The sequence below is a fragment of the Streptomyces sp. NPDC059874 genome (assembly GCF_042731135.1).
GTDB lineage: Bacteria > Actinomycetota > Actinomycetes > Streptomycetales > Streptomycetaceae > Streptomyces.
Genome location: NZ_JBHWJY010000033.1, coordinates 19,795 through 44,561 on the forward strand (window position 1 = coordinate 19,795; position 24,767 = coordinate 44,561).

Annotated in this window: 22 protein-coding genes and 3 pseudogenes; 10 read left to right on the forward strand and 15 right to left on the reverse strand. The window is 68.9% G+C overall.

Going from position 1 to position 24,767, the window contains the following annotated elements:
• Positions 1-26: 26 nt before the first annotated feature.
• Positions 27-698, reverse strand: a complete 672-nt coding sequence (locus ACFV9H_RS20100; protein WP_385399891.1) for a DUF4097 family beta strand repeat-containing protein — start codon at positions 696-698, stop codon at positions 27-29.
• 223 nt (positions 699-921) lie between these two features.
• Here ACFV9H_RS20100 and ACFV9H_RS20105 point away from each other — a divergent pair, with 223 nt between their 5' ends.
• Both ACFV9H_RS20105 and ACFV9H_RS20110 read left to right on the forward strand, forming a co-directional pair.
• A complete protein-coding gene (locus tag ACFV9H_RS20105; RefSeq protein WP_385399893.1) occupies positions 922-1,668 on the forward strand; it encodes a helix-turn-helix domain-containing protein in 747 nt (248 codons plus the stop codon).
• 200 nt (positions 1,669-1,868) lie between these two features.
• Positions 1,869-2,063, forward strand: a complete 195-nt coding sequence (locus tag ACFV9H_RS20110) for a hypothetical protein (protein ID WP_385399895.1) — start codon at positions 1,869-1,871, stop codon at positions 2,061-2,063.
• 137 nt (positions 2,064-2,200) lie between these two features.
• Here ACFV9H_RS20110 and ACFV9H_RS20115 read toward each other — a convergent pair whose 3' ends face one another.
• The 4 genes from ACFV9H_RS20115 to ACFV9H_RS20130 all read right to left on the reverse strand — a co-directional run bounded on the left by ACFV9H_RS20115 (position 2,201) and on the right by ACFV9H_RS20130 (position 6,741).
• A complete protein-coding gene (locus ACFV9H_RS20115) occupies positions 2,201-4,189 on the reverse strand; it encodes an FtsX-like permease family protein (protein ID WP_385399897.1) in 1,989 nt (662 codons plus the stop codon).
• 185 nt (positions 4,190-4,374) lie between these two features.
• A complete protein-coding gene (locus ACFV9H_RS20120; RefSeq protein WP_385399900.1) occupies positions 4,375-5,079 on the reverse strand; it encodes an ABC transporter ATP-binding protein in 705 nt (234 codons plus the stop codon).
• A gap of 78 nt (positions 5,080-5,157) precedes the next feature.
• The gene (locus ACFV9H_RS20125) at positions 5,158-5,514 is read right to left on the reverse strand and encodes a hypothetical protein (protein ID WP_385399903.1); all 357 of its coding nucleotides are present in this window, start codon (positions 5,512-5,514) and stop codon (positions 5,158-5,160) included.
• A 312-nt stretch (positions 5,515-5,826) separates the two neighbouring features.
• The gene (locus ACFV9H_RS20130) at positions 5,827-6,741 is read right to left on the reverse strand and encodes a hypothetical protein (protein WP_385399906.1); all 915 of its coding nucleotides are present in this window, start codon (positions 6,739-6,741) and stop codon (positions 5,827-5,829) included.
• A gap of 578 nt (positions 6,742-7,319) precedes the next feature.
• Here ACFV9H_RS20130 and ACFV9H_RS20135 point away from each other — a divergent pair.
• On the forward strand, positions 7,320-7,946 hold the full coding sequence (locus ACFV9H_RS20135; protein ID WP_385399909.1) for a DUF2975 domain-containing protein: 627 nt from the start codon (positions 7,320-7,322) through the stop codon (positions 7,944-7,946).
• On the forward strand, positions 7,946-8,182 hold the full coding sequence (locus ACFV9H_RS20140) for a helix-turn-helix domain-containing protein (protein ID WP_385399911.1): 237 nt from the start codon (positions 7,946-7,948) through the stop codon (positions 8,180-8,182). The genes ACFV9H_RS20135 and ACFV9H_RS20140 overlap by 1 nt, the downstream gene beginning before the upstream one ends.
• 784 nt (positions 8,183-8,966) lie before the next feature.
• Here the strand turns inward: ACFV9H_RS20140 and ACFV9H_RS20145 are convergent.
• On the reverse strand, positions 8,967-10,637 hold the full coding sequence (locus tag ACFV9H_RS20145; RefSeq protein WP_385399913.1) for a trypsin-like serine peptidase: 1,671 nt from the start codon (positions 10,635-10,637) through the stop codon (positions 8,967-8,969).
• A gap of 524 nt (positions 10,638-11,161) precedes the next feature.
• On the opposite strand from ACFV9H_RS20145, the gene ACFV9H_RS20150 reads away from it, so the two are divergent.
• The 4 genes and pseudogenes from ACFV9H_RS20150 to ACFV9H_RS20165 form a co-directional block, all read left to right on the forward strand.
• Positions 11,162-11,953, forward strand: a complete 792-nt coding sequence (locus ACFV9H_RS20150) for a hypothetical protein (protein WP_385399916.1) — start codon at positions 11,162-11,164, stop codon at positions 11,951-11,953.
• A gap of 631 nt (positions 11,954-12,584) precedes the next feature.
• A pseudogene (locus ACFV9H_RS20155) lies at positions 12,585-13,079 on the forward strand (transposase); the annotation flags it as partial.
• 129 nt (positions 13,080-13,208) lie between these two features.
• Positions 13,209-13,307, forward strand: a pseudogene (locus ACFV9H_RS20160) (IS5/IS1182 family transposase); the annotation flags it as partial.
• A gap of 259 nt (positions 13,308-13,566) precedes the next feature.
• A pseudogene (locus ACFV9H_RS20165) lies at positions 13,567-14,043 on the forward strand (nucleotidyl transferase AbiEii/AbiGii toxin family protein); the annotation flags it as partial.
• A 40-nt stretch (positions 14,044-14,083) separates the two neighbouring features.
• On the opposite strand, the gene ACFV9H_RS20170 reads toward ACFV9H_RS20165, so the two are convergent.
• The 3 genes from ACFV9H_RS20170 to ACFV9H_RS20180 all read right to left on the reverse strand — a co-directional run bounded on the left by ACFV9H_RS20170 (position 14,084) and on the right by ACFV9H_RS20180 (position 16,887).
• Entirely contained in the window at positions 14,084-14,398 is a 315-nt protein-coding gene (locus ACFV9H_RS20170; RefSeq protein WP_385399919.1) for a hypothetical protein, read from the reverse strand.
• A gap of 1,000 nt (positions 14,399-15,398) precedes the next feature.
• On the reverse strand, positions 15,399-15,983 hold the full coding sequence (locus ACFV9H_RS20175) for an HD family hydrolase (RefSeq protein WP_385399921.1): 585 nt from the start codon (positions 15,981-15,983) through the stop codon (positions 15,399-15,401).
• Positions 15,984-15,999: 16 nt separating this feature from the next.
• The gene (locus ACFV9H_RS20180) at positions 16,000-16,887 is read right to left on the reverse strand and encodes an XRE family transcriptional regulator (RefSeq protein ID WP_385399924.1); all 888 of its coding nucleotides are present in this window, start codon (positions 16,885-16,887) and stop codon (positions 16,000-16,002) included.
• Between the two features lie 410 nt (positions 16,888-17,297).
• On the opposite strand from ACFV9H_RS20180, the gene ACFV9H_RS20185 reads away from it, so the two are divergent.
• Entirely contained in the window at positions 17,298-18,512 is a 1,215-nt protein-coding gene (locus tag ACFV9H_RS20185; RefSeq protein WP_385399925.1) for an IS110 family transposase, read from the forward strand.
• Here the strand turns inward: ACFV9H_RS20185 and ACFV9H_RS20190 are convergent.
• The gene (locus tag ACFV9H_RS20190; protein WP_385399928.1) at positions 18,509-18,937 is read right to left on the reverse strand and encodes a hypothetical protein; all 429 of its coding nucleotides are present in this window, start codon (positions 18,935-18,937) and stop codon (positions 18,509-18,511) included. The two genes, ACFV9H_RS20185 and ACFV9H_RS20190, sit on opposite strands and share 4 nt — an antisense overlap.
• Positions 18,938-18,979: 42 nt before the next feature.
• On the opposite strand from ACFV9H_RS20190, the gene ACFV9H_RS20195 reads away from it, so the two are divergent.
• Entirely contained in the window at positions 18,980-19,222 is a 243-nt protein-coding gene (locus tag ACFV9H_RS20195) for a hypothetical protein (protein ID WP_385399930.1), read from the forward strand.
• 24 nt (positions 19,223-19,246) lie between these two features.
• On the opposite strand, the gene ACFV9H_RS20200 is transcribed toward ACFV9H_RS20195, so the two are convergent.
• The 5 genes from ACFV9H_RS20200 to ACFV9H_RS20220 all read right to left on the reverse strand — a co-directional run bounded on the left by ACFV9H_RS20200 (position 19,247) and on the right by ACFV9H_RS20220 (position 24,751).
• A complete protein-coding gene (locus ACFV9H_RS20200) occupies positions 19,247-20,506 on the reverse strand; it encodes a beta-ketoacyl-[acyl-carrier-protein] synthase family protein (RefSeq protein WP_385399933.1) in 1,260 nt (419 codons plus the stop codon).
• Positions 20,503-21,270 (reverse strand): thioesterase II family protein, encoded by a 768-nt coding sequence (locus ACFV9H_RS20205; RefSeq protein WP_385399936.1) that lies wholly within the window; start codon positions 21,268-21,270, stop codon positions 20,503-20,505. Before ACFV9H_RS20205 ends, ACFV9H_RS20200 begins: the two co-directional genes overlap by 4 nt.
• Positions 21,271-21,301: 31 nt before the next feature.
• Positions 21,302-22,123 (reverse strand): BTAD domain-containing putative transcriptional regulator, encoded by an 822-nt coding sequence (locus tag ACFV9H_RS20210; RefSeq protein ID WP_385399939.1) that lies wholly within the window; start codon positions 22,121-22,123, stop codon positions 21,302-21,304.
• A gap of 263 nt (positions 22,124-22,386) precedes the next feature.
• Positions 22,387-23,160: a 4'-phosphopantetheinyl transferase family protein gene (locus ACFV9H_RS20215; protein ID WP_385399943.1), complete on the reverse strand. Its 774-nt coding sequence runs from the start codon at positions 23,158-23,160 to the stop codon at positions 22,387-22,389.
• A 10-nt stretch (positions 23,161-23,170) separates the two neighbouring features.
• Complete coding sequence (locus tag ACFV9H_RS20220) at positions 23,171-24,751, reverse strand: beta-ketoacyl synthase N-terminal-like domain-containing protein (protein ID WP_385400046.1); 1,581 nt, start codon at positions 24,749-24,751, stop codon at positions 23,171-23,173.
• Positions 24,752-24,767 lie beyond the last annotated feature (16 nt).

The following is a 24,767-nucleotide window of genomic DNA, read 5'->3' on the forward strand; positions in this document are numbered from 1 at the left end:
TCCTTCTACAGGCTGCGGTCGGGCGGTCAGATGCTGCGGGCGGTGATGTCGCCGTAGGAGGTGGTCGCGTGGATGCTCAGGCCGGCCGCGGCGCCTTCGGCGTTCTGGAGCGAGTTGTGGATCCGGCCGTAGCCGGTACCGGCGTCCAGGGAGGCGGAGACTCCGCGAGCGGCGCCGACCGTGATCCCGCCCTGCTGGGTACGCAGTTCGACCGTGCCACGCATGGCCTCGGCGATCCGGATGTCGCCCTGCTGGGTGCTGATCCGGGCGGGACCGCCCAACCGGCCGACCGAGATCTCACCGGCCTGGAGACTGAGCCGGGCCTCCGCGGTCTCGTCGAGCTTCACCGAACCGGCCGCGCCCTCGAAGTCGACGTCACCGAGCCGCCCGACGCCGCGGAACTCGCCTGCGGCCGTCTTCGCCTCGACCCGGGAACCGGCCGGCAGCTGCACCGTCACCTCGACCGAACCCGAGTTCCCCAGGATCCGGTTCTTCACCGGGGCCCCCGCGATCCGCAGGACCCCGTCACCGAACTCGACCGTCGTCTCCTTCGCCGCCTTCACGTCACTGCTCTTCGAAGCGTTCGCGGGCAGGACCTCCACCGTGGTGTCGGCCCGGTCCGCGGCGATGAACCGGATACGCCCCGCCGGGACGTCCAGAACGGCGGCGATCGTGGCGGGGGTGTCGAACTTCTGCATCGTGCTCTCCTTGAGCTCGTCGTTTCCGATGGACGAAAAGCTACGTTGCATTCAAAGATCCGGCAACACATTCGTTGCACGCAAACATCGTTTTCCCAGCTCAGGCCAGGGAAATCGTTGCGATGGGTCTTGAAGTTAACGCAATGACAGCCGTATGAACGTTGCAATGGAAAGCGAATGAACGCTATACTCGGCAGCACCAAGGAGAACGAAGGAGAACGCGATGCCGGGAGGCAGGCTCACCCAGCAGGAACGCCAGCAGATCGCGCTGGGACTGGCCGACGGTCTCGCCTACGCGGAGATCGCCAGACGTCTCGACCGCCCGACCTCGACCATCACGCGTGAGGTGATGCGGAACGGCGGCCCCACCGCCTACCGCGCCGATCTGGCCCACCGCGCCACCGAACGCCGCGCCCACCGGCGCAGGCAGGCCGCGCCACGGGGGGCGGAGGCACCGCCGCAGGCCCACGGACGCGACGCCGAGGCCGTACGCGAGTTCGAGGAGACGTTCACCACCGTCATGATGGCTTCGGGCATGCCCAAGATGATGGCCCGGGTGATGGCCTGCCTCACCCTCACCGACACCGGCAGCCTCACCGCGTCCGAACTCGTCCAGCGCCTCCAGGTCAGCCCGGCGTCCATCTCCAAGGCGATCGCGTTCCTCGACAGCCAGGGCCTCGTCCGCCGGGAACGCGACGAACGCCGCCGCGAGCGCTACGTCGTCGACGACGACATCTGGTACGAGTCGATGATGGCCAGCGCCCGCGCCACCGCCCAGATCGTCGAGATCGCACGCCAGGGCGTCGGCGTCCTCGGCCGCCACACCCCGGCCGCCACCCGCCTGGAGAACGTCGCCCGCTTCCTCGACTTCGTCTCCGAGAGCACCCTCCGCGCCGCGGAACAGGCCCGCGCGATCCTCCACACGAAACCCGAGACACCCTCGGACACCGGCGGGGACGACTCGAACTAGCGACGGGGCTTCGCGGGCGGCGGGACCACGCCGTGCTCGACGGCCAACAGGCCGGCGGCCACGGCGAGGACGCCGAGCGCTGGTGTGCTGCTGTGACCTTGGCGCACGGCACACCGCGTGGTTTCCCGAGACGGACTCCCGTGGCCAGGACTGGGCTATCGGCAAGCGGCCTCAACCGCCGCCATCGCGACGCTGAAGCAATGCACGCGGCTGATGCCCGCCAGAGACCCAAGGGCGCCGAGGCCCGCTCCGACTTGTTCCAGGCCTTGGCCGCCGTCGGGGTCTCGCCCGAGCAGGCGGACGAGATCGTGTCCGAGCTGGAGGCCGGGGCAGTGGCTGGCGCCCACACCGACCTCGAATTCGCTTGGGGGCCGCCCACCCGCCTCAGCCGGTGAACCTCCAGAGCAGACGGCGGCGGGCCGCACGGAGACCTCCGTGCGGCCCGCCCGCTCTACCCAGATCAGGCGTGCCGCCGAACAAGTCCAGCGGTTTCGCTCGCCGGTCGTACAGGGCCCGGCCGCCAGCGCCTTGATCAGTCACCCGTAGGGAGCCAGGTTCGGCTACGCCGTACTGCGATCTCTGCGCAGACGAAGGCTACGACAACACCGCTGACGGCGATGCCGAATGAACCGGCAGCCACGAGCCCGCCGGAGAGCTCACCACCGTCGCCGATCGAGAGCAGCATCTGGCCGAGTAGGTACGTAGCCACTCCGGCGCCGGCTCCCACAACCGCGAGGGGAACCGAGAGGTTCCAGAAGGCGACTCTCAAGTAGAATCTCCTGTCTCGTCGGAACGAAGCGATCGGCCCGAGGCCTCGCGCCTGGTCGTCGAAAACCGAGGCCGCGCCCACGATTCCGGCAAGGACCAGGGCAAGGAGACCGATCAGAGCGGCATCCAGCACCCACTTGACGTAGTCGGCCCTGGCTTGCGCGCCGAGCATCCCCGACTCCACCGGCACATCGAGCATAGGGAAGCCCAGTGTCCGGTAGGCAGCACCCCAAATCTGTTCGGCTCCGGCCCCGCCTGAGGTGTTGAAGACGACCAGGGAGACGCTTACAGGGTCGGTGATGCCGGGGTGGCGGGAGGTGATGCTCACCTCGTCCGGTGAGAGGCCGAGGACGGCCAGCGCTGCGCGGGCCGTGAGCCCAAGGTCCTTCACCGCGTGCGTCAGTTCGGTTGCCGCCGTGGGGCAGGTTGTCAGTGTTCCGAAGAATGCCAATGCCTGGCAGTCGGCAGACAGCGTCGTGCGGTCGCCTTCGCGGTACATGAGGGCTGAGGGATAGCCAGCGAGCTGTGCGCGGAGCTGGTCGAAGCGGGCCGGATTACCTGAGGCATTGATCAAGACAGCGTTGCGGTTCGTGGCACCGGCCAAGCGCTTGGCAACAATTTCAGGACCTTCGAGCTGGCTGGTGACGACCTGGCCCAGTGTCGTCAGACCGAGCCCCACAATCATTGCCGCACTGAGTACTGCAAGGACGACAGGCCTGGCAGCGAGCCACCGCCCAGCGATGAGCCCAGCTGGATCGCCCCTACGGATCGAAAGGGAGGCGATCGCCGATCCGAGCGAGCCGGACAGGCGACCCCCAAGACTGGGGAGGACTCCGAGGACGAGCATGGCTCCAAAGAAGAAGGCGACCCGCCCCGGACCGTCTGCCCGCGATGTTCCGTACAGGCACAGGACGGAACCTATCGCGCCCAACACCCAACCCGTCCGACCAGATGTGCCCTTGGTCTGCTGTGGGCGGGTGGTAGTTCGTTTGGGAGGCCTGGCGTAGCGCAGCGCGCTGATCCCCAGAACAAGGGTAGTCGCAACAAGAATCAGCAGGGGGGTCCACATGCGCAGTGGTGCCACATCACCAGCTGAGACGGTGTGCCCGGTGAAGGGGAGGTCGGTGTCCCAAAGGGTCGTGGCCCACGCAGCCGCTGCCGCCAACAGAGAGCCGGCCAGCACAGGGACAGCGGCCTCACCGATGACCACCAAGAGCCGTGATACGCGCGAAGCTCCAAGAGCCTCGAGCATTGAGATTCGGCGGTCTCTCAGTTCCGCGCCGCCGCGTACCACAACCATGAGCGAGGCCGCGGCCGGCATCACGGTGAACAGCAGGAGAAGTACCCAGAGGTCACTGGAGGAACGTTCGAACTGGTGACTTACGGTGAAGTAGTCGATGAACTGAGAGTCTGGGTGTCCGAATCCCGAGATGAGTGTGCTGTGGCTTGTCTCGCTGAAGATGCCCTCGACGGGGGACCGGGTGTACACCAGCAACTCGTCAGGCTCTGCAAGGCCTGTTCGACCAATGATCCCAGCCATCGTGCCGTAGCGGGAGACGAGCGCTCCGCCCGCATGCGCTGCGGCCTGGGGTGAAAGAAACGACTCGCCCCGCTCGGGCCACCTTTCAAGGCCCGGGGGCGGACTGGCATCTGGTTGGAACGGTTCCAGGAAGACAACCGATACCGCTTGACCATCGGCGTAGTCCGGTCGCTCCAGCCAGTGGGCCACGGCCTCCTGGCTCTGCTGGGTCATGACAGGGGAACGAGCGTCCTGCCGCTCCTGGCGAGCGTCCAAGCTGGAATCCACCGCAAGGAGGCTCCAGGCCACCCATAGGACCAGGAAGGACGCTGCGAACAGTCCGAAGCGGTGAACCAGGGCGGACACACCGCTGGACATCCCTACTCGGTGCCCGAGCCGGAGCATGGGAATATGCCTGTTCACCTACTACCCTCCAAGTCCGCAATCAGACGCCCCTCGGTGAGTTCAAGCGTTCGGTCGGCGCGGGCAGCGATCTGAGGATTGTGGGTGACAACGATCAGCGCGCACTCAAAACGATCAGGTAGGCCGAACAGCAGATCAGCGACCACGTCGCCCGTGCGCTGATCGAGGGAGCCAGTGGGTTCGTCCGCCAGCACCACAGAAGGCCTGCCGATCAGCGCGCGAGCGACCGCGACACGCTGACGCTCTCCGCCCGACAGCGATGCGGTGTTCTTGGACGAGGCTCCCTGCACGCCGAGGTCATCCAGCAGGCTCTGTGCGTCCCGGTACGCCTTCTTCGCGTCGCCTCCGGCAAGCAGAACCGGCAGTGCGGCATTCTCCAGAGGCGACAGCTCGGGAATCAGCTCACCGAACTGATAGACGGTGCCCACGGTGCGCAGCCGCATGGCCGCTCGCTCGCCGGCAGATGCCTGGGCGATGTCGATGCCGGCGATGCGGATGACGCCGGAGGAGGCAGCGATCAGGCCGCTGAGGCAGCAGAGGAGGGTCGTCTTCCCCGATCCGCTGGGACCTGTGACAGCGACGGATGACCCGGCCGCAACATCTAGGGTCAAACCGTTCAGAAGACGGCGGTCGCCGATGCTGTAGTGCAGGTCTTCCACTTGCACCGCGGCCGTCTTGCGACTGTGCAGGTCAGTATTCATTCTTCCCTATTCTCGGCCGGGCGGCGCGGAGCCGGGTGTGCCGAACATTCCGGCTCCGCGCGATGAGCATGTGCTGGATCAGGGCCGGTACTTCCAGGGGCCGTAGGGGTCGGTCGCCCAGTCACGAATCTGCTGCGAGCGGTGCTTCGTGACCCGATTGGTCGTGCTGAGGGTTCCGGAATTACATGTTCCGTATCCACCAGAGGCGTGGGAATAGCCCACGGAACCACTGTCCCGAGTGTAGTGAGCCTTCACAGAGTTCCCGTCCTGGTCCATGTCACACGCAATCGCGCCGGCCCACTGGACACCAGAGCGCCATTCCCAAATATCCTCACTATAACTGCTGTAGATGTAGGAGCGTTCTGCGTTCGCGACGGGAGCGCTGAAGGCGACGGCGGCTGTCGCGAGAACAGCCACCTTGGCGATGCGGTGCATGAAACATCCCTCCCCAATTTGGAGAACCCGTAGGGGCTCGACACAATGCAGCGGCTAGTCAACCGATGAGTCGTCTGCTGAGCCGCCTGCACGCTTTAGCAGTCCTTCGATGAGTACGGTGTGCGGCACCTCGCCTACTCGGCCGAACCCGTCCGACTCGAAGGCGAGCGCGCGGAGATCGGGAACTCAAACCGGCCGCTTGAATATCGTCAGAGATGCGCCGCTGCGGGGTGGAGGCCATGCTGCTCCACCCCGCATCGGCGTCTATGTTCGATGGCGCATCGGGCATTCCGCCTGGTTCCCCATCGGGTTTCAGATCCTCTTGAGGTATCCGCCCTGGTAGCCGTCCTGGTCGGCCCACACGCGATGCCGGGCAGACCAGGAGTAGGTTCCGGCGATCTTGCCCTTCCAGACGGTTTCCGCGTGGGCGTTGTTGCCCGGGTCGACAGATATCCACTTCTGGACCGGGCTGTTGGAGAACGTGACGCCGGGGACGAAGTTGGACTGCCCTGCCCAACCGCTGTAGACCTCAAGGGTTCGCCACGCCGAGGTCCGGTAGTTCACGCCGATCGTCACTGTGGTGACCCTGATGCCCAGGACGGTGTCTGAGACGCTGTGCCATTCCGAGTGGTCGCCCGCCCACCCGAGGGCCGAGAAGCCCGCCTTGGCCGGGGCGGCCGGGGCGGCCGTCCCCGTGCTGTGCTCGCTCTCGATGACTACGTCCCCGCCGTGAAGCACCTTGCGGGTCTCCGTGACGAAGTTCTCCTCGTTCACGGGGGTGTCCGACGGCCCGCCGGCGCCGGAGAGCGCTTCCACGAACGCCTTGTTCACTTCCGGGTCGTTGATGTACCCGACGAAGTCTTCCTTCTTCTCGTCGGAGAGTGCCTTGAAGCCATTCATGACTTCGGCCGCCTCCGGCACTCCGGCCGCAACCTTCTCCGACAGGTAGAGTTCGTACCTCTCGACCGGGTCGATCGGCACGGGCGCGGCGCCAGCAGCTCCCACACCCGCCAGGAGTAACGCGGTAGCGACCGACGCAGTCAGTCCCGCCCTGGTTGCGATCTTGTTCTTCGTGGTGATGGACATAATTCCGCTCTCCGCCGTCTCGTGATCAGGTGAATAGAGCGGGGTGACAGACAACAGCCGTCCAGGCTCACGCCAGCGACCATCCCCCAATTCCCCCATGCAGAGGTCGTTGCTTTTCCCCTCAACTCCCTGCACAGCCATGACAGTTCCACGCTGAGGCGAACCAGATCAATAGGAACGACCATTCCTTGAGGTTTACCTGAGCATGACGGAAAGGTTCGAGCCATGCATGCAATAACAGGCCGATCATGCGGGTCGACTACAGCAGATCAAGCGGTGGACGATGCGATGCCGGTCGAACCGACACCGGGCCGCCTTATGCGTGCACACGCGACCCTCCCGAGCGTCGACATCGACAGGGGGCCGCATCGGACGGTTGCGCATGGGTCGGGGCGGAGGGTCAGCGGCGCTTGCGCCAGGCCCGCACTCCCAGGCCAGCGGCAACGACCACAGCGATCAGCACCAGGGTCGCGAGGACGGGGCCCGGCCCCATGATGTTCAGCATGAGCTCTCCAGAGGTTGGGGGGTGAGGCGCCGCTACCAAGGGGACACCGCCTCACCCGATGGAATCGCAGCCGGTTGTGACGCCTCGCCTGCAAAAAACCGGACCCACTTGAGCACAGGTCGGATCTGCTGTTCCAGCAGACACGGTGTCACCACCCGCCCGATCATGTATCGTTTATCGATACTATCGATAAACGATACATGAGGTGGTGGCGATGCCCCAAGAGCCGAAACTCATCGGCCCCCTGGCTTCGACCGTGGAGGGCACCCTGCGCGTCCTGGCTGGGCTCACCGTCGTCACGTTCGTCCTGAGTCTGTTCACCGACGTACGCATGGGCTGGGGAGGCGACGGATGCGTGACCGCCACGTGGATGAACGGGCGTTCGGCCGATACCACCGCGCTCTTCCCCACCCTGGACGGTTCGCAGGTCAGCGCCATTCCCCAGTACTGCGCAGTGAGCGCGAGTGCCTACCAACGCACACTCAGCACTCTCGGTGAACTGCCGTGGATGCTGATGCTGGTCGGTGGGCTGCTCCTGTTGAACATGCTCCTGCGGACCGCCGGCCGGGACGGGGTCTACACCAGGGACAGCGCGACCAGGATGCGCAGGCTCGGCTGGTGGTTGATCGTGGGCAGTGTCACCGCGGAGGTCGCCCAGGCCAACGCGCAGGCTGCTCTGCTGGCCACGCTCACCCGCGAAGCGCCGTACTCGGCGTTCTCCTGGTTCGACCTCTGGACGGCGCCCTACCTCGCCGTCTTCATCGGGCTCTCCCTGCTGGTCTTCAGCTCTGTCATCCGCAACGGTTCCGACATGCGCGAGGACATCGAGGCGACGATCTGATGGCGGAGACCAACGGTGAGCCGCACGCGATTCAGCTCCGACTCGACGAACTGCTCTCCGAACGCGGCATGACGTTGACCGAACTAGCCGCCAGAGTCGGCGTCACCAGTGTGAACCTCTCCATCCTCAAAAACGGCCGTGCCAAGGCCGTTCGCTTCAGCACTCTCACCAGGCTCTGCGAGACGCTCGGCTGCCAACCCGGCGACCTCCTGCTGTACCGGCCCGACAACAAGTGAGCGGCTGGCATCATGCGTACGTCCCTACTATCGCCCGGAGCCACAGACCCCGCACCGGCCGGACCGTTCACCCTCCGGCACGTCGGCGAAGCGCGCGAATAGGACCAAGAGCGCAAGCAACTCGCCGCGCAGCCCTGTCCGGGCGGTCCAGTCGGCTGGCGGATCAAGCAGCGGGGCGTGTGTCACCGTGGCTGGACTCGACGCACGACCCGCACGCCAGCTGTCGCACGCCAGCGGCCGTACGATCCAGTCATGGGCGACAGCGACCCGGTCCGCCCGCGGCTTCGCTCGCTGCTCGATGAGCTGACTTCAGCGTCCTGGTGACGACCCCGGACGGGAAGCCGCTCAAGACGTCCTCGCGGTCAAGGAGTCGGGTGGGGCTCTGCGTATCCGGATCACGACGTGCCGCCCCGCGGTTACACGGGGCCACGCAACGCGTTAGCGGTCCTGGACACAGTGAACGCGCCAGCTGTGCGGAGTCGGCCTGGAAGGCGAAGGCCCACCGGGCCACACTGGAGGCAGCTCAGAAGGCCGAGAAGAAGTCCCAGGTCCCGGGCCAAATTTGTGGTCGCATCGGGCCGGTGGCCTGCAAGATCGCGAACTCCCGTTCATTCCTTCCGCTCAGTCCTCCCGCTCAGCTGAGTGGAGTCTTCACCGGCGACTGAGGCGCCCCGGTCTGCACGGGCGCGTGCCCCAGGGCGCTGCCCAAGCGAACCTCAGGGCGATGATGAGACCGCGCGGGCCGCGTGCAGGCGGCCCGCGCGGTCTCATCATCGGTCATGGGTCAGGCGGGTGGGGTAAGCATGCGTTCGGTGCCGAGGTTGTTCATGCGGGTGTCGCGGTACATGGTGGTTTCGCCGTCGGTCCAGCGGATGATGAGGTCGTTGGTGAGGCCGTCGCCGGTGTACTGGCCGGTGGTCATTATGACGCTGTGGGTCCAGGTGTTGTTGGGGCCGTGGATGGGCTCCTCCCGGCCGAGGCCGCCGGTGGTGGTGCCTACGTAGTTGTCGAGCTCACCTGTGGACCAGCGGACCATGAGGTCCCACTTCTGGTTACCGGAGAACTGCCCGGCGGTCAACAGGGTGGCGCCCTTCCAGGTGTCGTTGGGGTCCTTGAGCTTGTACTCCTGTCCCAGGGTGCCGGCCCCGACGTTGGTGTAGAGGGTGAGCTCGCCGTCCGACCAGCGCACCATCAGGTCGGTGACGTAGGTCGAGGCGTTGAACCGGCCGGCTGCTATCTGGGTGGCGTGGCTCCAGATGGACCCGGAGGGTGCCATCTCGGTGCCGATGCCCAGGCCGTTGGAGCCGACATCGGCGTGCAACGTCATCCTGCCGTCGTCCCAGCGGACCATCAGGTCGAACTGGTTCGAGCCGGCGAAGTCCCCCGCCGTAATGGTGGCGGCCGGCTTCCAGGACGCGTTGGGTGCCAGGAGCTGTCGCTCGGGCCGGAACCCGCCGTTGCCGTCGCCGGGGTAGAGCGTGACCTCGCCGTCGGTCCAGATGACGAGCAGGTCGCTGTGGCCCGTGCCGGAGAAGTCGCCGGAGGCTATCTGCTTGGCATGCTTCCACGTCTCACCACTGCCCGGCAGGACCGGGCCGTCCGTCACGCCCTGGTAGGGATTCGGCCGCTTGACGTTGCCAGGTCCGATGCCACTGTTGGCGTCGTTGTAGAGGTCCTGGGCGTCCTTGCCATAGATCGGTGAGTACGAGATCCAGTGAACGTCGCCGCCGCCGCCCTCGCCGCCGACGTTCCCGATCACCTGTCCGGTGTTCGTCTTCGGGTCGTATGCCCTGATCCACGGACCGCCGGAGACGCCGCCGTAGTATCCGCTGCACTCCATCCTCATCTGACGGAACCCGTACAGACGGGTGGTAGGCACATCGCACGTGATGGCTCTGTGGGTCTTGTTTTCCGAGTCTCTGGACGGGTATCCGACCACTTTCACGTTGTGCTCGTACGTGGTCACGGGCGTGAAGGTCAGCGCGCCCGTGACATTCTCGACCGACCCCTTGGCATTGGGTGTGACCACGACGAAAGCGAAGTCCAGGTCGGACAGCGGGCCCCTCGTGGCCTCGCCGTTGGGGTACCGGGGGTCCTTGTAGACGGCTGAGATCGGGAAGACACCCCACGGCTGCGCGCTCGAATGGAGGCCGTAGCGGTACTGCGGCACGAAGATACGGTGTGTCGCGGCGTTCAGGCCGTTCGCGCAGTGGCCGGCTGTGAGCACCAGGTTCTTGCCCTTGCTGCGCACGACACTGCCACTGCAGTACGTGCTGGTGCCGCTCACCGGCGTGCCGTCGAAGAAGAACGTCCCGACCATCGGGAGCCCGTCGAAGTGGACCGCCGTCGGCGTGCCCGCAGGGGCGGCAGCGGCCAGGCCCTGGGCTGCGGGCGAGGAATCGCCCGCAGCAGATCCCCCACTGCGCAAAGGGTCGAGGGGCTCGGCTTGCGCCATCCGCTCAGCGGTCCAGAATTCCTCTTCCGCAGAAGTGGAGGGGAAAGCGGAGGGCGAAGTCGGCGGCGAAGCGCGCCGCGTCGGTGGTGGTGAGGAAGCCGCTGAGGAGGACGCGGACTTCGGTGGTGCGTGCGGCGGTGACACGGACGGGGATCCGGAAGGGGATCCGGAGGGGGAGGGAGAGGGCAAGACGAACGGGGAAGCGGAAGCCGAAGCGGTCGGCGATGGCGTACCCGCGGCCACAGCGGCATGGCTCCCAAATAAGACAGTGGCAACGCTGAGAGCGAATATGGTCAACCATTTGGATCTCAAGGCACTGACTTCCTGGAGAAGGTGAGGACGCATCACGGCAGACATAATCGTGCGTCAGTTCGATAAGGGGGCAGGGTATGCAGCGATCTGAAAGATCGTCAACGGAGATGAAGCGAGGCTTTATGGCCACGAACGGGACGAGGGCCGTCGCAGCAACCGTGCTGACGCTACTGCTGTCAGGCGCAACGGGAGTGGCCTTAGCGGCGCCTCCCGTGGATCCGCCCCGACCGCTACCCAGCGGTGCGGAGCTGCCCGTCCGGCCCGGTGAACGGATCACCGTCACAGCCAAGGCCAAGGTTTCCGGGGACGCGTTCAACGGCGTACGGGTGACCTCGCCGGCCTTTGCCGCCGACGGCACTTTGCGGAGGGACGACAGCCTCCTCGTGGCAGTGGTGACGGTCTCGTGCTCATCCGCCCCCGGTTCCTACGAGGTGCGGTTCGCCCCGCCCGTCGGCGACGAAAACATGCCCAAGATCGACACATTGTGGGGAAGCGTCCGAGTGTCGCCAGCCGACGAGGCGGAGCAGGCGGACTGCGCACGGCGGGTGGCCGAACTACCACCGGTGTCGCAGGAGGAGCACTGGCCTGATGACGGTGTCTGGCCGGCCTCGCCCTGGGACGTGCGCTCCATACAGGCTGGGGGGCAGCTGAAAGCCACGGACGGGCTGGCGATGGCGAACGACGGGGAAGTCACTCTGTCATCCCCGGCGTTCACGCGGCCGGTAGTGATGCACGGCGCGAAATTGGCGTCCGCCACCGTCCAGATCCGATGCGACGCGAAGCCCGGTCTCTACACCGTGCACTGGAACGAGCAGCGCAAACCCGCGAAGATCTGGGCCCGTTACCGCGTGACCCCAGCCGCACCGGATTGCCACGACCCCGCCCCGCCCCAGGCGAGCGAGCCTGGACAGTCAACCTCCTGGCTGATCGGCGGCGCCGTCCTCGCAGCCGCAGGAGCGGCGACCTATCTCCTGATCCGGCGCCAACGTGGCGGTTCCCGCTGACCCCGGGACTGCCGCAGACAGCCGGGCCCGGAACACTTCCAACACTCACGCCCAGACCACGAAGGGCCTGCAAACGCGCAATCACGCTGTCTACGTGCAGGCTTCGCGATTCCGGCCGTGCGAGTCCTGCCGCGCGACCCGCAGGGAGAACTGAGATCGGAATGGCAGTCAACGAACTCCGTGCACACCAGCGAGAAGCCGTGGACGCGGTACTGCGTGCCCTGGAGTTGCCTGCAAGATCAGCCGTCTCTCCACCCGGGCTGAGGACTCAGATGATCACGACACCGGGTCCGGGAAGAGTCTCGTCGCCGCCCAGAGCGCGGAGGAGCTCCGGGCGGGCCGGGTGCTCCTTCTCGTGCCTTCGCGGACCAACTCGCCCAGCCGTGAGGGCGGCTGTGCGGGTCCGATGGCGATTTTTCAGTCATGTTCATGACCCCCGACCCGGCGCGCTCGACCCAACACCTGAGGCGAACCGAGGGTCCGCTGGGCGCCGGCTGCCTACCCCACTGGCTCCGTCCGGATACAGCTGTGCGCTCAAGGAACTGGAGCGGTGTTCCGAGACTGGAAGGGCGCGAGGGTTGCCCCTTTAGAGCTGGAGTCATTTGGCGTGATCGCCGATACGCTCCGGGGCATGGATCCGGTGGAGCGGCTGGTGCCGGACGAGTTGTGGGCGTTGTTCCTACAGGTGGTGCCGCCTGCACCGACGCGGCCGCAGGGTGGCGGGCGTCGCTGGTACGGGGACCGCGCCGTGCTCGCGGCGATCATCTATGTGGCCTCGGGCTGTACCTGGAAGCAGCTGCCGCCGGTGTTCGGTCCGTCCGGGCCGACCGCGCACCGCCGCTTCACCGAGTGGAGCGCGGCGCGCGCGTGGGCCAAACTGCACCGGCTGATCCTGGACGAACTCGGCTCGCACGGCGAGCTCGACTGGTCGCGCTGTGCGATCGACTCGGTGAACATGCGGGCGCTGAAAGGGGGGAACTGACGGGCGGGATGTCATCTCGTAACCCAGCGCACTGGTCTGCCCCTGTCGCGGGGCATCTCCGGCGCCAACCTGCACGACAGCCAGGCCCTGATCCCACTGGCGAAGGGGATCCCGCCGATCCGCGTACCGCGCCGGCAACGCCCAGCGACTTCACGCCGACAAGGGGCAAGGGCACCTTGCGAACATGCACGACAGTCAGGTCCTGAAACCGCTCATGCGCGGCATCCCACCCATCCGGTCCCGCCGCAGCCCCCGGCGCCGAAGGCCAGCGAAACTCACGCCGACAAGGGATACGACTACGACTACCTGCGCCGATGGCTCCGCGGTCGGGGAATCCGTCACCACATCGCTCGCAGGGGCGTCGAGTCCCGGACCGTCAGGTCGTCATCCGCACCGGCACCGGCCTCTACCGGTGCGACATCCCCCAGTTCGGCGCCCTCATCGGCGACCACACCCAGACCGGCAACAAAGCAGCCACCCTCGCTCCGTCGTGGGCTGGGGTTCGCGGGGTCCCGGGCCCCGAACGCCCGCCGGGGCTACACCCCGGCGGGCGTTCGCTGCTCGCCCCGTCGCTCCCGACAGCGCTCCCAGGCGGGTCCACCACCCGGCAGCCACCAGTGCTCGCCGCGAGTTGGCGGCGCGCGGATGGCGGGTGCGGGTCATCGACGTCGACGCGCTCTCCGCCCGCCTCATGGTCACCGACCCGGAAACCGGCGAGGACTGCGAGGTCGACGTCCTCAAGGAGCACTTCTGGGCTCCCCCGGCCCAGACCGAGTACGGCCCGGTACTCGCCCTCGACTCGGTGATCGGCACCAAGGTCCGCGCCCTCGCCAACCGTGGCGCCGTACGCGACCTCATCGACGTCCATGCCGCCGCCGCACACCGCACCACCAACGAGCTCGAACGGCTCGGCGAACGCCACGGCCGCGACGAGTTCCGCCTCTCCGACCTCCGCGACCGCCTCGCCGGAGCGGACTGGGCCGACGACGAGGAGTTCGCCGCGTACGGCCTGACCGAGACGGACACGGCCGAATTGCGGGCCTGGGCCCAGAACTGGGTCACCGACCTCGACCAACGCCTGCACGACCACGACGACCACGAAGGCTGAACCACCGCGGTCATCCCCCTTGAGGGGGTCGTCTCAAACGTCAGCCACTTACCCGCCGCAGAGGAACGACCACGCGCCGGCCGGTGGCCTTCGCGCCCAGACGGAAGAACTTCACCTGGCCCTCCTTGTGCGTGAACTCCAGCCACCCCTCCGCCTCCAGCTCCCGTCGGCTCCGGGAGAAGTGCGAGGCGGGAACGCCGACGATCTCAGCCAGTTCGGCGGCCGTCATTTCCACGGCGCGGTCCATCCCGCCGAAGATCGCGTACGTCATCAGCAAGTTCTGCTTCAGGTGCGACAGTCCGCTTATCCGCAGACGCAGAGCTTCGAGCTCGGGGTACGGGCTTTGGCGTGACATGGCGTTCGTCCTTCGGTGCTGCGTCGGGTCTCCCCGGGAGAGTAGGCAAGTGGTAGGCGGCCGCTACTTCCGACTGTTCTTCGCCGGTGAGGCTGGACACGATGTGGGGGCTGGCCCGGTACTTGATCGTGCGACCCACGGTCTCGGCGACGAGGAAGATCTTGTTCTCGGCCAGCTTCTTCGCGATCCTCCTCGTTCCCTGAGGCGTCAGCCCAAGGTACGCGGCAGCCTCGACAGCCGTGGCTCCGCCCTGCTCGTACGTCTGGATTGCGCAGTAGAAGAACACCCGGAAGTCGTCGCCGGTCAGACCGGAGTCCTTGCTCAGCATGGCCATGATCCGGGCGAAGGAGAACTGCCCGAACCGGCCACCGAGGTTGTACGAGCGGCGCGAAGGCTCGTCTTCCCACAGCTCGTGCAGTTCACCGGTCTGCCTGTTGACCAGCTCCCGGCGGGTGCTGCGCGGATTCCCTGGCAACTTCCGACCCCCGACTTGTGTGATCCGAATCCCCTTAGACATTACCGCAGGTGTCATGTCGTCAGTGGTAACTGAACGAATCCTGCGGTTCCTTCACCGACCACCAATGACATGACCACACACGCCACGTAATGGCATCCCAGGGTGCCGATATGGGCATCCCAGGATGCCCATCCTTATCCAGTTTCCGCAGGTCAAAGCCTCTCGGGGGCTGCGTCCTCTATGTCCGCCATCAGGAACACCAACACCCGGAGCCCGCACGCCGACTGGGGCTACGTCCCTTGGTGGGAGGGCTGTTGCTGCTCGCCCTGTCGCTTCACGACAGCGCTCCCAGGTGGTTCCACCGCCCAGCGAGCACCAGTACTCTCCGTGTCGGCGCGGGAGGACCAGCAAAACCAGTCAGCGTGGCTGATACCGGGGCTGGCTGATGCCCACATTGCTACCGGAGTCCGCATGGCGGGCATCGTCTGGGCCGGCTTTCTGTGGCTCGTGTTCACAACGCCTGACGGGGCTGGGCCCGTACGGTCACTCTCCCAGGAACGTCTTGCGCCATTCCAGTGGGGACATGGTCAGCGCGGCCTCGGCGAGGGCCTGCGCAGAGGCTGTCTTGAGGCTGCTGAGCGAGGTGTCGATCCAGTCCTGCACCAGGCTGTAGCCCTGGGCGCGGTACTCCACCGCCTGCACCAGGCACTCCAGCTTGTCGGCGTCCTTGGCCACGATCGCCTCGGGGGTGTCACCGTTCTCGTACTCGCTGACGACCCGCTGTACCCCGGCCTTCACCGCCGGGTGCGCGGCGGAGACCTGGTCTGCGGTGACGGTCTCGTTGGTCGCCGCGTCGATGTAGCGGCGCCCGATGTGGGGGATGTCCCCGATCCGGGTCTCCTGCGTGTCGTGGAACAGGCACATCAGGGCCACCTTGGCGGGGTCCACGCCCTCCATCACGGCGCCGACGATGCCGACGCGGAACGAGTGTTCCGCGATCGACTCGGGGTTGTTGTTCCCGGTGAACCACCAGCCGGTCCGCTTGGCATTCTTGAGCACGCCCATCTCAAAGAGGAATCCGGCGGTTCCCTGTGCGTTCGCCGTCTCGTCTGCTGAGTCTGCTGCCATGTGGTGACCTCCGGTTTCAGGTTCGATCACGTAGAACGTAGTTCACGGTGCTCAGTTCACGGCGGGCTCTTTCCGAGATGCCGCCCCCGTCCAACAGGCGCTCCGTACGCTCTGCCAGGTCGCGCGCCAGCACGCCAGATGCCTGCGAGAGCCACGGATGGGCCGTCAGCAGGGCCCACATGGTGTGCGCGTAGAGGTCGACGTACCCGGGGGCATGGTGCATTCCGTACGTCAGCCCGCGCAGCAGCGTGACGGGGTCCCAGCCGGTCAGCTGCCGGTCGCGCATGAACAGGTCGTCGGACTGCGGCAGCGGAGTGCCGCCCAGCCAGTACGCCCAGTAGTTCAGGTTCGCGGCCTCGCCCGCGTCGTCGTCCACCATCGCCCGCTCGATGAAGTCGAGCAGGGGCACCGGGTCGCCGAGCCGGGCCAGGGCGGTGGCCGTCGACCGGGCCTCCGCCCACTGCGGTGTCCACCCGCGCCGGGCGAGGAGTCCCCGCCGGGCGTGGAGGGCCTGCGCCGTCCAGGCCGCCGCCGCCGGAGTCTTGTCGTACGAGGTCAGGTACAGGGCCTGGCGGTGGAGGAGAACCCCCTGGGCATCGGCACGAGGGGCCGCTTCGACCGTGGTCCGCAGGCGCTCGAAGAACACGGCCCGGTCCCGCACGGGGAGGGCCGGAGACGCTGCCGCCGGACCTCTGCGTCGGGCAGAGGGGATCCCGGCGAGAGAGGGCGGCCGGGTCCCGGTCAGGGCCCAGGCGAGCATGTGCGCGGTGTCCCGGGTGTGCACCCACTCCGCAAGGGGGTGCGGCCCGCCGGTGCCGCCGAGGGTGGCGCTGATGATCCGGTCGGCGTCCATCGCCGCGTCCAGCATCCCCACGATCGCCGCGTCCGCGCCGAGTCCGGCCAACCGCCGCCGCAGGCCGAGCAGTCGGCGCGGGCGCGGTCCTCGGCCACCGCATCGGCATCAACCGCACGATCGTCGGCACCGGCGCGCACCTGTCCGCCGGGGTGACGGTCGCCGCGATCAACATGTGCGACGACATACGCAACCCGGAACGCGAGGTCGTCATCCGCCCCCCCCGTTACCTTTTTCGTGGCTCCGCAATGGGGCCTCCGGCCTTCGGGTCCGGCATGACTTCCCCCTCCTGTTCTTGATGATCCGGGGGGTGGTGTCACCGGGTCCGGAGGTATCGACGGACCGCTGATGAGGGGCTTGAGCACCGGCCTACCCGAGCCGGAAGAGCTCTCCGTAACGTGGATGTGGCAGCTCGGTGCCGAGGCAAGGCCGGACGAGAACGTGAGCGGAGGGGCCTGCACGTGATCGACACCAGCGACATCGACGTCTTCCTCGGCCTGGACGTCGGCAAGGGCGAACACCACGCCACCGCCGTCACCCCGGCCGGGAAGAAGGCATTCAACAAGCGGCTGCCCAACACGGAGCCCAAGCTCCGCGAGCTCTTCGCGAAACTCCAGGCCAAGCACGGGACGGTGCTGGTCGTGGTCGACCAGCCGGCCTCGATCGGAGCCCTGCCCCTGGCGGTCGCCCGCGATATGGGTTGCCCGGTCGCCTACCTGCCGGGGCTGACGATGCGACGGATCGCCGACCTCTACCCGGGCGAGGCCAAGACGGATGCGAAAGACGCGTTCATCATCGCGGACGCGGCCCGGGCGATGCCCCACACGCTGCGGGCGATCGACGGCGAGGACGAGACCATCGCCGAGCTGGAGATGATCGTCGGCTTCGACGACGACCTGGCCGGCGAGGCCACCAGGGTCGCGAACCGGCTCCACGGCCTGCTGACCCAGATCCATCCGTCGCTGGAACGGGTGCTGGGGCCGCGATTGCATCACCCGGCCGTCTTGGTCTTGCTGGAGCGGTTCGGTTCTCCGGCCCAGATCCGCAAGGCCGGGCGGCGACGGCTGGTCACGCTGTTACGGCCGAAGGCCCCGAGGATGGCCGAGCGGCTGGTCGAGGACATCTTCACCGCTCTGGACGAACAGACCGTCACCGTTCCGGGGACCGAGGCGGCAGCGCTGATCGTCCCGAGCCTGGCCGGCTCGCTGACGGCCGTGCTTGACCAGCGGAAACTGCTGGCCACGAGGATCGAGGAACTCCTGGAGGCTCACCCTCTTTCGAAGGTCCTGACGTCCATGCCGGGAGTCGGCGTCAGGACCGGAGCCAGGATCCTGATCGAGGTCGGTGACGGCAGCACCTTCCCGACCGCAGGCCACCTCGCCGCCTACGCCGGACTCGCCCCCGCGACCCGCAGCTCGGGGTCGTCGATCCGCGGCGAACAGCCCTCCAGACGAGGAAACAAGCAGCTCAAACGGGCTTTCTTCCTCTCCGCGTTCGCGGCCTTGGGGGACCCGGAATCGCGGGCCTACTACGACAAGAAGATCGCTCAGGGAAAGCACCACACGCAAGCCCTGCTCTGCCTCGCACGACGCCGGGCAGATGTCCTCTTCGCGATGCTCCGGGACGGAACCTTCTACGAACCACAGCCTGTTCGGACGGTCGCTCCGCAGACCTAAACCATGGTCAGGAGGTGATCCGTGGGACCGTAGTCGATCTTCCAGTCGGCATAGACCCCACAGAATCCATCCTTGATGCACCGCAAGCCCACGGTTACCCAGCGGACCGATCCGTCGTCGCCGAGTGAGAACGCGACCGCGGCCTCGAATTCCTCGCTCCCGCAGGGGCAGCCGGCCGCACCGGGCTCGTCGTCCTCCCAGGACTCCTCGTTCCAGTACTCCTCGCTATCCGCGATGAACGCACGGCTGCCGCAGACAGAGCACTCCCGTTCCGCTCCGGACGCATTGACCAGCACGAAAAACACCCGGCCACCGCACTCACACACGGAAGCACCGATCTTCACCGGGCGTCCGTCAACCGCACCCTGCAGGAACACCGCGAGCTCCGCGGGGACACCCTCACCAACCTGATCATCAGCATGCACGGACACATCGTTCCAGACGCCCCGAACTCACACCTGACCAGCTTGACCAAAGACATAGGGGCACCCCCCCAGTTCGGCGCGCTCATCGGCGACCATACCCAGACCGGCAACAACATCAGCCTCGGCCCCGGCGTCGCCATCGGCCGCCACACCCGGATCAACAGCGGCGTCACCCTCGCCATCCGCACCGTCCCGGACCACTCCGTCGTCACCGCACCCCACACCGGCGAGGCCAAAGTCCACAGCCGCCGTCCGGCCCGCGACCCGGTAGGTGGTGACCTGTGACGAGGTACCCCATCGCGTGCCGGCTCAGACGCGGGTCACCACCAGCGCGCTGTGCGTGCCGCCGAAGCCGCTGCCCACCGTGAGGGCGGTCGAGACGCGTTGCTCGCGGGCCGTGACCGGGGTGTAGTCGAGGTCGCAGATCGGGTCGGGCTCGTACAGGTTCGCGGTCGGCGGGACCACGCCGTGTTCGACGGCCAGCAGGCAGGCGGCCACGGCGAGGGCGCCGAGCGCGCCCAGCGAGTAGCCGATCATCGAGGCGACCGCGCTGACCGGCACCCGGTGGGCGTGGGCGCCCAGGGCGCGCTTGAGCGCCGCCGTCTCGTGCACGTCGCCGCTGCGGGTGCCCGAGCCGTGCGCGGCCACGTGGTCGACGGCGCCGGGGTCCAAGCGTGCCTCGTCCAGCGCGGCCCGGACGGCCTCGGCGAGGTCGGCTCCGCCGGCGCGCAGCGCGGTCATGTGGAAGGCGCTGCTGCGCGAGCCGAACCCGGCGATCTCGCCGTACACGTGGGCTCCGCGGCGCCGCGCGTGTTCGAGCTCCTCCACGACGAGGAGGGCCGCGCCCTCGCCCAGGACGAACCCGTCGCGGGTGCGGTCGAAGGGCCGGGCGGCGCCCGCCGGGTCGTCGTTGCGGTGGTGCGAGGCGATCCGGACGGCGTCGAAGGAGGCCAGCGTCATCGGTGAGATCGGCGCCTCGCTCGCCCCGGCGACCATCACGTCTGCGGTGCCGTCGCGGATCAGGTCGACGGCGTGCCCGATGGCGTCCAGGCCCGAGGTGCAGCCGCTGGAGAGCAGGGACACGGGGCCCTGCGCGCTGACCGTACGGGCCACTTCGGCCGCCATGGAGGAGGGCACGAAGTAGTCGTACAGCCGCTCCGCCGAGCGGACCGCGGCACGGCCGGTGGCGGCAGCGGTGGCGGCAGCGGTGGCGAACTCCCGGTCGAGGGAGCTCGCGCAGCCGAGCGCGCTGCCCAGGCACACCCCGCGGCGCAGCGGGTCCGCCGCCCCGGTCAGCCCGGTCAGCCCGCTGTCGGCCAGTGCCTCCCGCGCCCCGGCCACCGCGAACTGCGCCACGCGGTCGAGCCGGAGCGCCTCGGTCAGGCTGAGCCCGCGGGCCAGTTCGTCGAACTCGGCCTCCGCGGCCACCTGCGAGCGGAATCCGGAGGGGTCGAAGCGGGTCAGCGCCCCCGTGGCGGTGCGCCCGGAGGTGAGCAGGTCCCAGTAGCCCCGCACCCCGGTCCCGCCCGGGGCCACGACGCCCAGGCCGGTGACGACGGCCCGCCTCACCGACCCCTCACCACGGCCGCGGCGGGCACGGGCGCCGGCGCCGCCACCCGCCCCACGACCCGCGCGGCCCGCCCGATCAGGCGCGGCAGGGCCCGGTCGCGTACGAAGAAGTGCCCGCCCGGCACGGTGCGGTGGATGAAGGGGCCCGTCGTCCAGCGGGCCCAGCCCGCCACGACCTCGGGCGTGACCAGGGGGTCCTCGCGTCCCGCGACCGCCAGGATCGGCACCGGGAGCGGATCGGCGGCCCCCGTATCCATGGCGTCGGTGCGCAGCGCTCCGGCGAGCCTGAGGTCGTCGCGCAGGACGGGGAAGACCATGCGGTGCCAGAGGTCACCGGGTGCGGTGCCGGCCGGCACCGCGTCGAAGGTGTCGAGGAGTCTGAGCAGTGCGGTGTCGGGCAGGTCGGCGGAGGCGGCGAGCGCGGCGGGCCCGTCGGGCGGAGGCACGGCGCCGACGGCGAGCAGGGCGGGCAGCGGCAGTCCGCGGTCGTGCAGGTGCCGGGTGAGTGCGTGGGCGACCAGGCCGCCGAGGCTGTGTCCGTACAGCACGTACGGTTCCCGGGCCCGCGCGAGCGATTCCACCAGCGGGGCGAGGTCCGCCAGCAGCCCGGGCCGGTCGGTCGCCCGTGCCTGGCCGCGGCGCGCGTCCCGCCCGGGCAGCAGCCACGCGTCGGGCAGGGCGCCCGGTCCGATCAGCCTCGGCCAGAGGTGGAAGGCCGAGACCCCGGCCCCCGCGTGCGCGAAGCACCACACCCGTACGCCCATCCTCGTGCCCTTCCCGTGTCGGTCGGGCCGCTCAGGCCGCGTACAGATTGAAGGTCGAGCCTCCCCGCGGTCCGGCGACCACGTCAAGCGCCGGGTCGACCGCGAGCATCGCGTGGTGCAGCCGCTGGAGTTGGGGCGAGGGTTCCACCCCGAGCTCCTCGATCAGCCGGGCCCGCATCCTGCGGTAGATGTCGAGGGCGGTGGCCTGGCGGCCCGAGCGGTAGAAGGCCACCATCGCCTGCGAGTGCAGCCCCTCGTGCTGGGGGTGGCGGGCGATCAGCTCCTTGAGTTCGGCGAGGAGTTCGGTGTGCCGGCCGAGGCGCAGGTCCGCGTCGATGCGCCGCTCGGTGGTGACGAGCCGGCTCTCTTCCAGCCGCATCACCTCGATCTCCAGGATCGGCCCGACGCGTACGTCGACCAGGGCGTTGCCCTGCCACAGGGCGAGGGCGCGGCGCAGCATCGTGGCCGCGGATTCGTCGTCCCCCTGTTCGAAGGCGCCCTGGCCGCGCGTCACCAGCTGCTCGTATTCGTGGACGTCGACGGACTCCGGGGATATCTGCAGGAGGTAGCCGCCGTGACGGGTGGCGAGCACCTCTTTGGCATTGCCCGGGGCCCCCGGTCCCATGGCGGTTCCGAGGCGTCGGCGCAGCTGGAGTATGTAGGTCTGGAGGGTGGTGAGGGCGCTGTGCGGCAGCTGCGTCCCCCAGATCTCTTCCATGAGTGTCGGTACGGGCATGACCCGGCCGGGGTAGAGCGCGAGCAGTGCCAGGATCTGGCGCGGCTTTCGGGCGGTCGGAACAATCGAGCCCCCGTTGACCTCGGCACTCAACGGACCCAGAACCTGAATCTGCATGGTCTCCTCCGTCACTTTCGTCGAGTTCCCCTCGATTTCCAGCCTTGACCCGTGCACGGTAGCGGGACTCCGCGAATAACCTCCGGAAGCTTGAGCAGCCGTCGAGCGGGCTTCCAATTTCCTTACGCCCGAAGGGAGTTGTTGCTGGCGAAGGCCGTATACGGAAGGCCCGGCACCGAATTTCCCATTGCCACGGGCCCTTCGAACGGCGCTTGAATTCCCCTGGAACGGGGGTCTGTTTCAGGTCACTCGGGGCACCCGGGTCAGGTCAGGCGCAGGACGCGTGGCGCCGACCGCGCCCAGGGGAATCCCCGCCTCAGGTGCACCGCCGGCGGGCCGCCCGCGGGCGGTGCGGTGCGGACGGCGACCGCGGCGAGCATCTCCGGCACCGGCTCGAACTCCAGGAAGCGCCAGCGGTCCTCCCCGCCGTCGCCACCCTCCCCGTCCACGGTGAAGGCGAGCGTGCCGCGCTCGTCGGACCGCGTGAAGGTGTACGGGGCGCGGTCCGGCCCGCCGTCGGGTGCGCACGCCTTCGCGTACGCCTGCCTGAGCGTCCACAGCCGCAGCGCCCGGCGGATGCGCGGACGCCCGGCGGGCACCGCGCCGATCCAGTCCCGCTCCGCCCGCGGGAAGCCCTCGACGATGCCGTCCAGGGCCGCCGCACCCCGGCCGAGGTGTTCCAGGTCCACGCCGATGCGGTGGCCGCGGGTCACGCCGACGAGGGTGTGGCCGTGCGTGCGGGCCAGGTTGAAGTCCGGCGCGTCGCCCCCGCCCGGCAGTCCTCCCGGCGGCGGCTGGAGGTGGGGCCGGCCGTGCGGTGAGCGCCGTAGGACGGCCTCCGCCTCGGGTATCCCGGTCTCCAGGGCCAGCACCCGGCGCAGCAGGGTGTGCGCCACGAGGTACTGGCGCCGGTCCCGTTCGAAGAGGAAGCGGGAGGCGGTCTCCCGCTCCTGTTCGTCGAGCCAGTGGGCGGCGAGGGTCGCGGAGACCGCCGGGGCGAGGTCCGCGTCGGGACAGAACCAGAGGCTGACGCTCACCGGGTGACGCTCACCGCGCCGGCAGCCACAGGGCGGTGCGCAGCAGGGCGGACGGCGGTATCGGGACCGATACCGCCCCGGCGCCGGGTGCCGTCTCCAACGCGGCCCAGTCCACGTCGACCCCGGCCAGCCACAGGTCGCGGAGCTGCCCGAGCCGGCCGCCGTGCCACAGGCCGGCGAGGTAGTCGGCGGTCTCGGGCGCCTGGCCCAGCCGCATCGGGTCCCGGCGCCCGTCGCGCAGGTCCGCGCACGACGGTTCCGCCTCCTCCAGGACCCGTACGAGTTCCTCCACGCCGTGCACGACGAACGCGAGCCGGCAGTCCATGGCGGCGCGCCCGGTCCGCAGGCCGCGGGCCACCGCCGCGAGGCCGGGCACCTCGTAACCGGCCCGCAGCCACTCCCCCAGCCGCTGCGCCGTGGCCCGCACATGGGCCGGTGTGGGTCCGGACACCAGCACCAGCTCCCCGCGTCCGGCCACGCGGTCGCGGGTCGGCGCGGCCGCGGCGTGCCGGTGGGGCGCCGGCGACGACGCCCGGTCCGCGTGGTGCTCCGCGTACTCCTGCGCGTATTCCTCCAGCACCACCTGGGCGTCCACTCCGCCGGCGCCGCGCAGGCCCGCGATCGCGCGGCGGGGCACCGCGGGTTCCGACGGGTCGGGGCGGTTCCAGGGTTCGGCGACCTCGCGGCCCGGGGCGGGGACCAGGACGCCGTGACGCAGTTGGAGGACGGCCCGGGTGAGCAGGGCCAGTCCGGTGGCCGGGCCGCCGCCCCCGACGGAAGGCCGCGCGCACGGCGCCGTTTCCCGCAGGGCCGGTTCCTCCTCCAGGGCCCCGGCCCGGGCCAGGGCCGCCGCGGGCGCCACCCCGTCGCGCGCGTGGGCCGCCGCGCTGCCGCGGACGACGGCGTGCACGGTGTCGCCGTCGGCGAGGGCCCGGTCGAGCGGTTTCAACAGCAGCGCCCCCACTGCCTCGCCCGCCGCGCCCGCGCCGGCCGCGCCCGGCCGGCGGCTCCAGGGGTGCAGTAGCAGGTGGACGCCCCCGACCAGGGCGGCCGCGCACTCCCCGCGCTCCATGGCCGCGAGCGCGAGGTGGACGGCCGTCGGCACCGAGGCCTCGGCCGTGTCCACGCACTGGCTGGGCCCCGTCAGGCCGAGCACCCGGGACACTCCGTTGGCGATGTCCCACTGACCGCCGCGCGAGGCCGCTCCCGCCTCGGCGGCGAGCAGCGGCCAGTCGCCCGCTCCCGCGCCGACGAACACCCCGACGTTGCGCGGGGTTCCGTCCGGTGCGCGCAGTGCGTCGAGCCGGCTGCCGGTGCACCCGCCGTCCTCGAAGGCCTCCCAGGCCGTCTCCAGCAGCAGGCGCTCCCGGGGGTCGGTCAGCGCGGCCTCCTGCGGGTCGAGCCCGAAGAACTCCGCGTCGAACTCCCCCACCCGTTCCAGGTAGTGGCCCGGTTCCGTGCCGGGCCGGCCGGGTGGCGGTGGGGCGGCGGGGTGCCCGCCCCCCCCCAACAAGGGGCCGAAAGCCGCCCCGTGGGGGGGCCCCCGATAGCGGCCGGGCCAGCCCACCACGGCCACCCGGGGGGCCCGCACGCGGCGGTACCCCCCG

Bases quoted from the DNA above. Each gene is read 5' to 3' on its own strand.
- ACFV9H_RS20210 (WP_385399939.1), bottom strand. From the start codon at position 22,123: ATGCAGATTCAGGTTCTGGGTCCGTTGAGTGCCGAGGTCAACGGGGGC.
- ACFV9H_RS20140 (WP_385399911.1), top strand. From the start codon at position 7,946: ATGGCGGAGACCAACGGTGAGCCGCACGCGATTCAGCTCCGACTCGAC.
- ACFV9H_RS20125 (WP_385399903.1), bottom strand. From the start codon at position 5,514: ATGCACCGCATCGCCAAGGTGGCTGTTCTCGCGACAGCCGCCGTCGCC.
- ACFV9H_RS20110 (WP_385399895.1), top strand. From the start codon at position 1,869: ATGCACGCGGCTGATGCCCGCCAGAGACCCAAGGGCGCCGAGGCCCGC.
- ACFV9H_RS20100 (WP_385399891.1), bottom strand. From the start codon at position 698: ATGCAGAAGTTCGACACCCCCGCCACGATCGCCGCCGTTCTGGACGTC.
- ACFV9H_RS20135 (WP_385399909.1), top strand. From the start codon at position 7,320: ATGCCCCAAGAGCCGAAACTCATCGGCCCCCTGGCTTCGACCGTGGAG.
- ACFV9H_RS20205 (WP_385399936.1), bottom strand. From the start codon at position 21,270: ATGGGCGTACGGGTGTGGTGCTTCGCGCACGCGGGGGCCGGGGTCTCG.
- ACFV9H_RS20115 (WP_385399897.1), bottom strand. From the start codon at position 4,189: ATGACCCAGCAGAGCCAGGAGGCCGTGGCCCACTGGCTGGAGCGACCG.
- ACFV9H_RS20170 (WP_385399919.1), bottom strand. From the start codon at position 14,398: ATGTCACGCCAAAGCCCGTACCCCGAGCTCGAAGCTCTGCGTCTGCGG.
- ACFV9H_RS20105 (WP_385399893.1), top strand. From the start codon at position 922: ATGCCGGGAGGCAGGCTCACCCAGCAGGAACGCCAGCAGATCGCGCTG.
- ACFV9H_RS20175 (WP_385399921.1), bottom strand. From the start codon at position 15,983: ATGGCAGCAGACTCAGCAGACGAGACGGCGAACGCACAGGGAACCGCC.
- ACFV9H_RS20145 (WP_385399913.1), bottom strand. From the start codon at position 10,637: ATGGCGCAAGCCGAGCCCCTCGACCCTTTGCGCAGTGGGGGATCTGCT.
- ACFV9H_RS20120 (WP_385399900.1), bottom strand. From the start codon at position 5,079: ATGAATACTGACCTGCACAGTCGCAAGACGGCCGCGGTGCAAGTGGAA.
- ACFV9H_RS20130 (WP_385399906.1), bottom strand. From the start codon at position 6,741: ATGGCTGTGCAGGGAGTTGAGGGGAAAAGCAACGACCTCTGCATGGGG.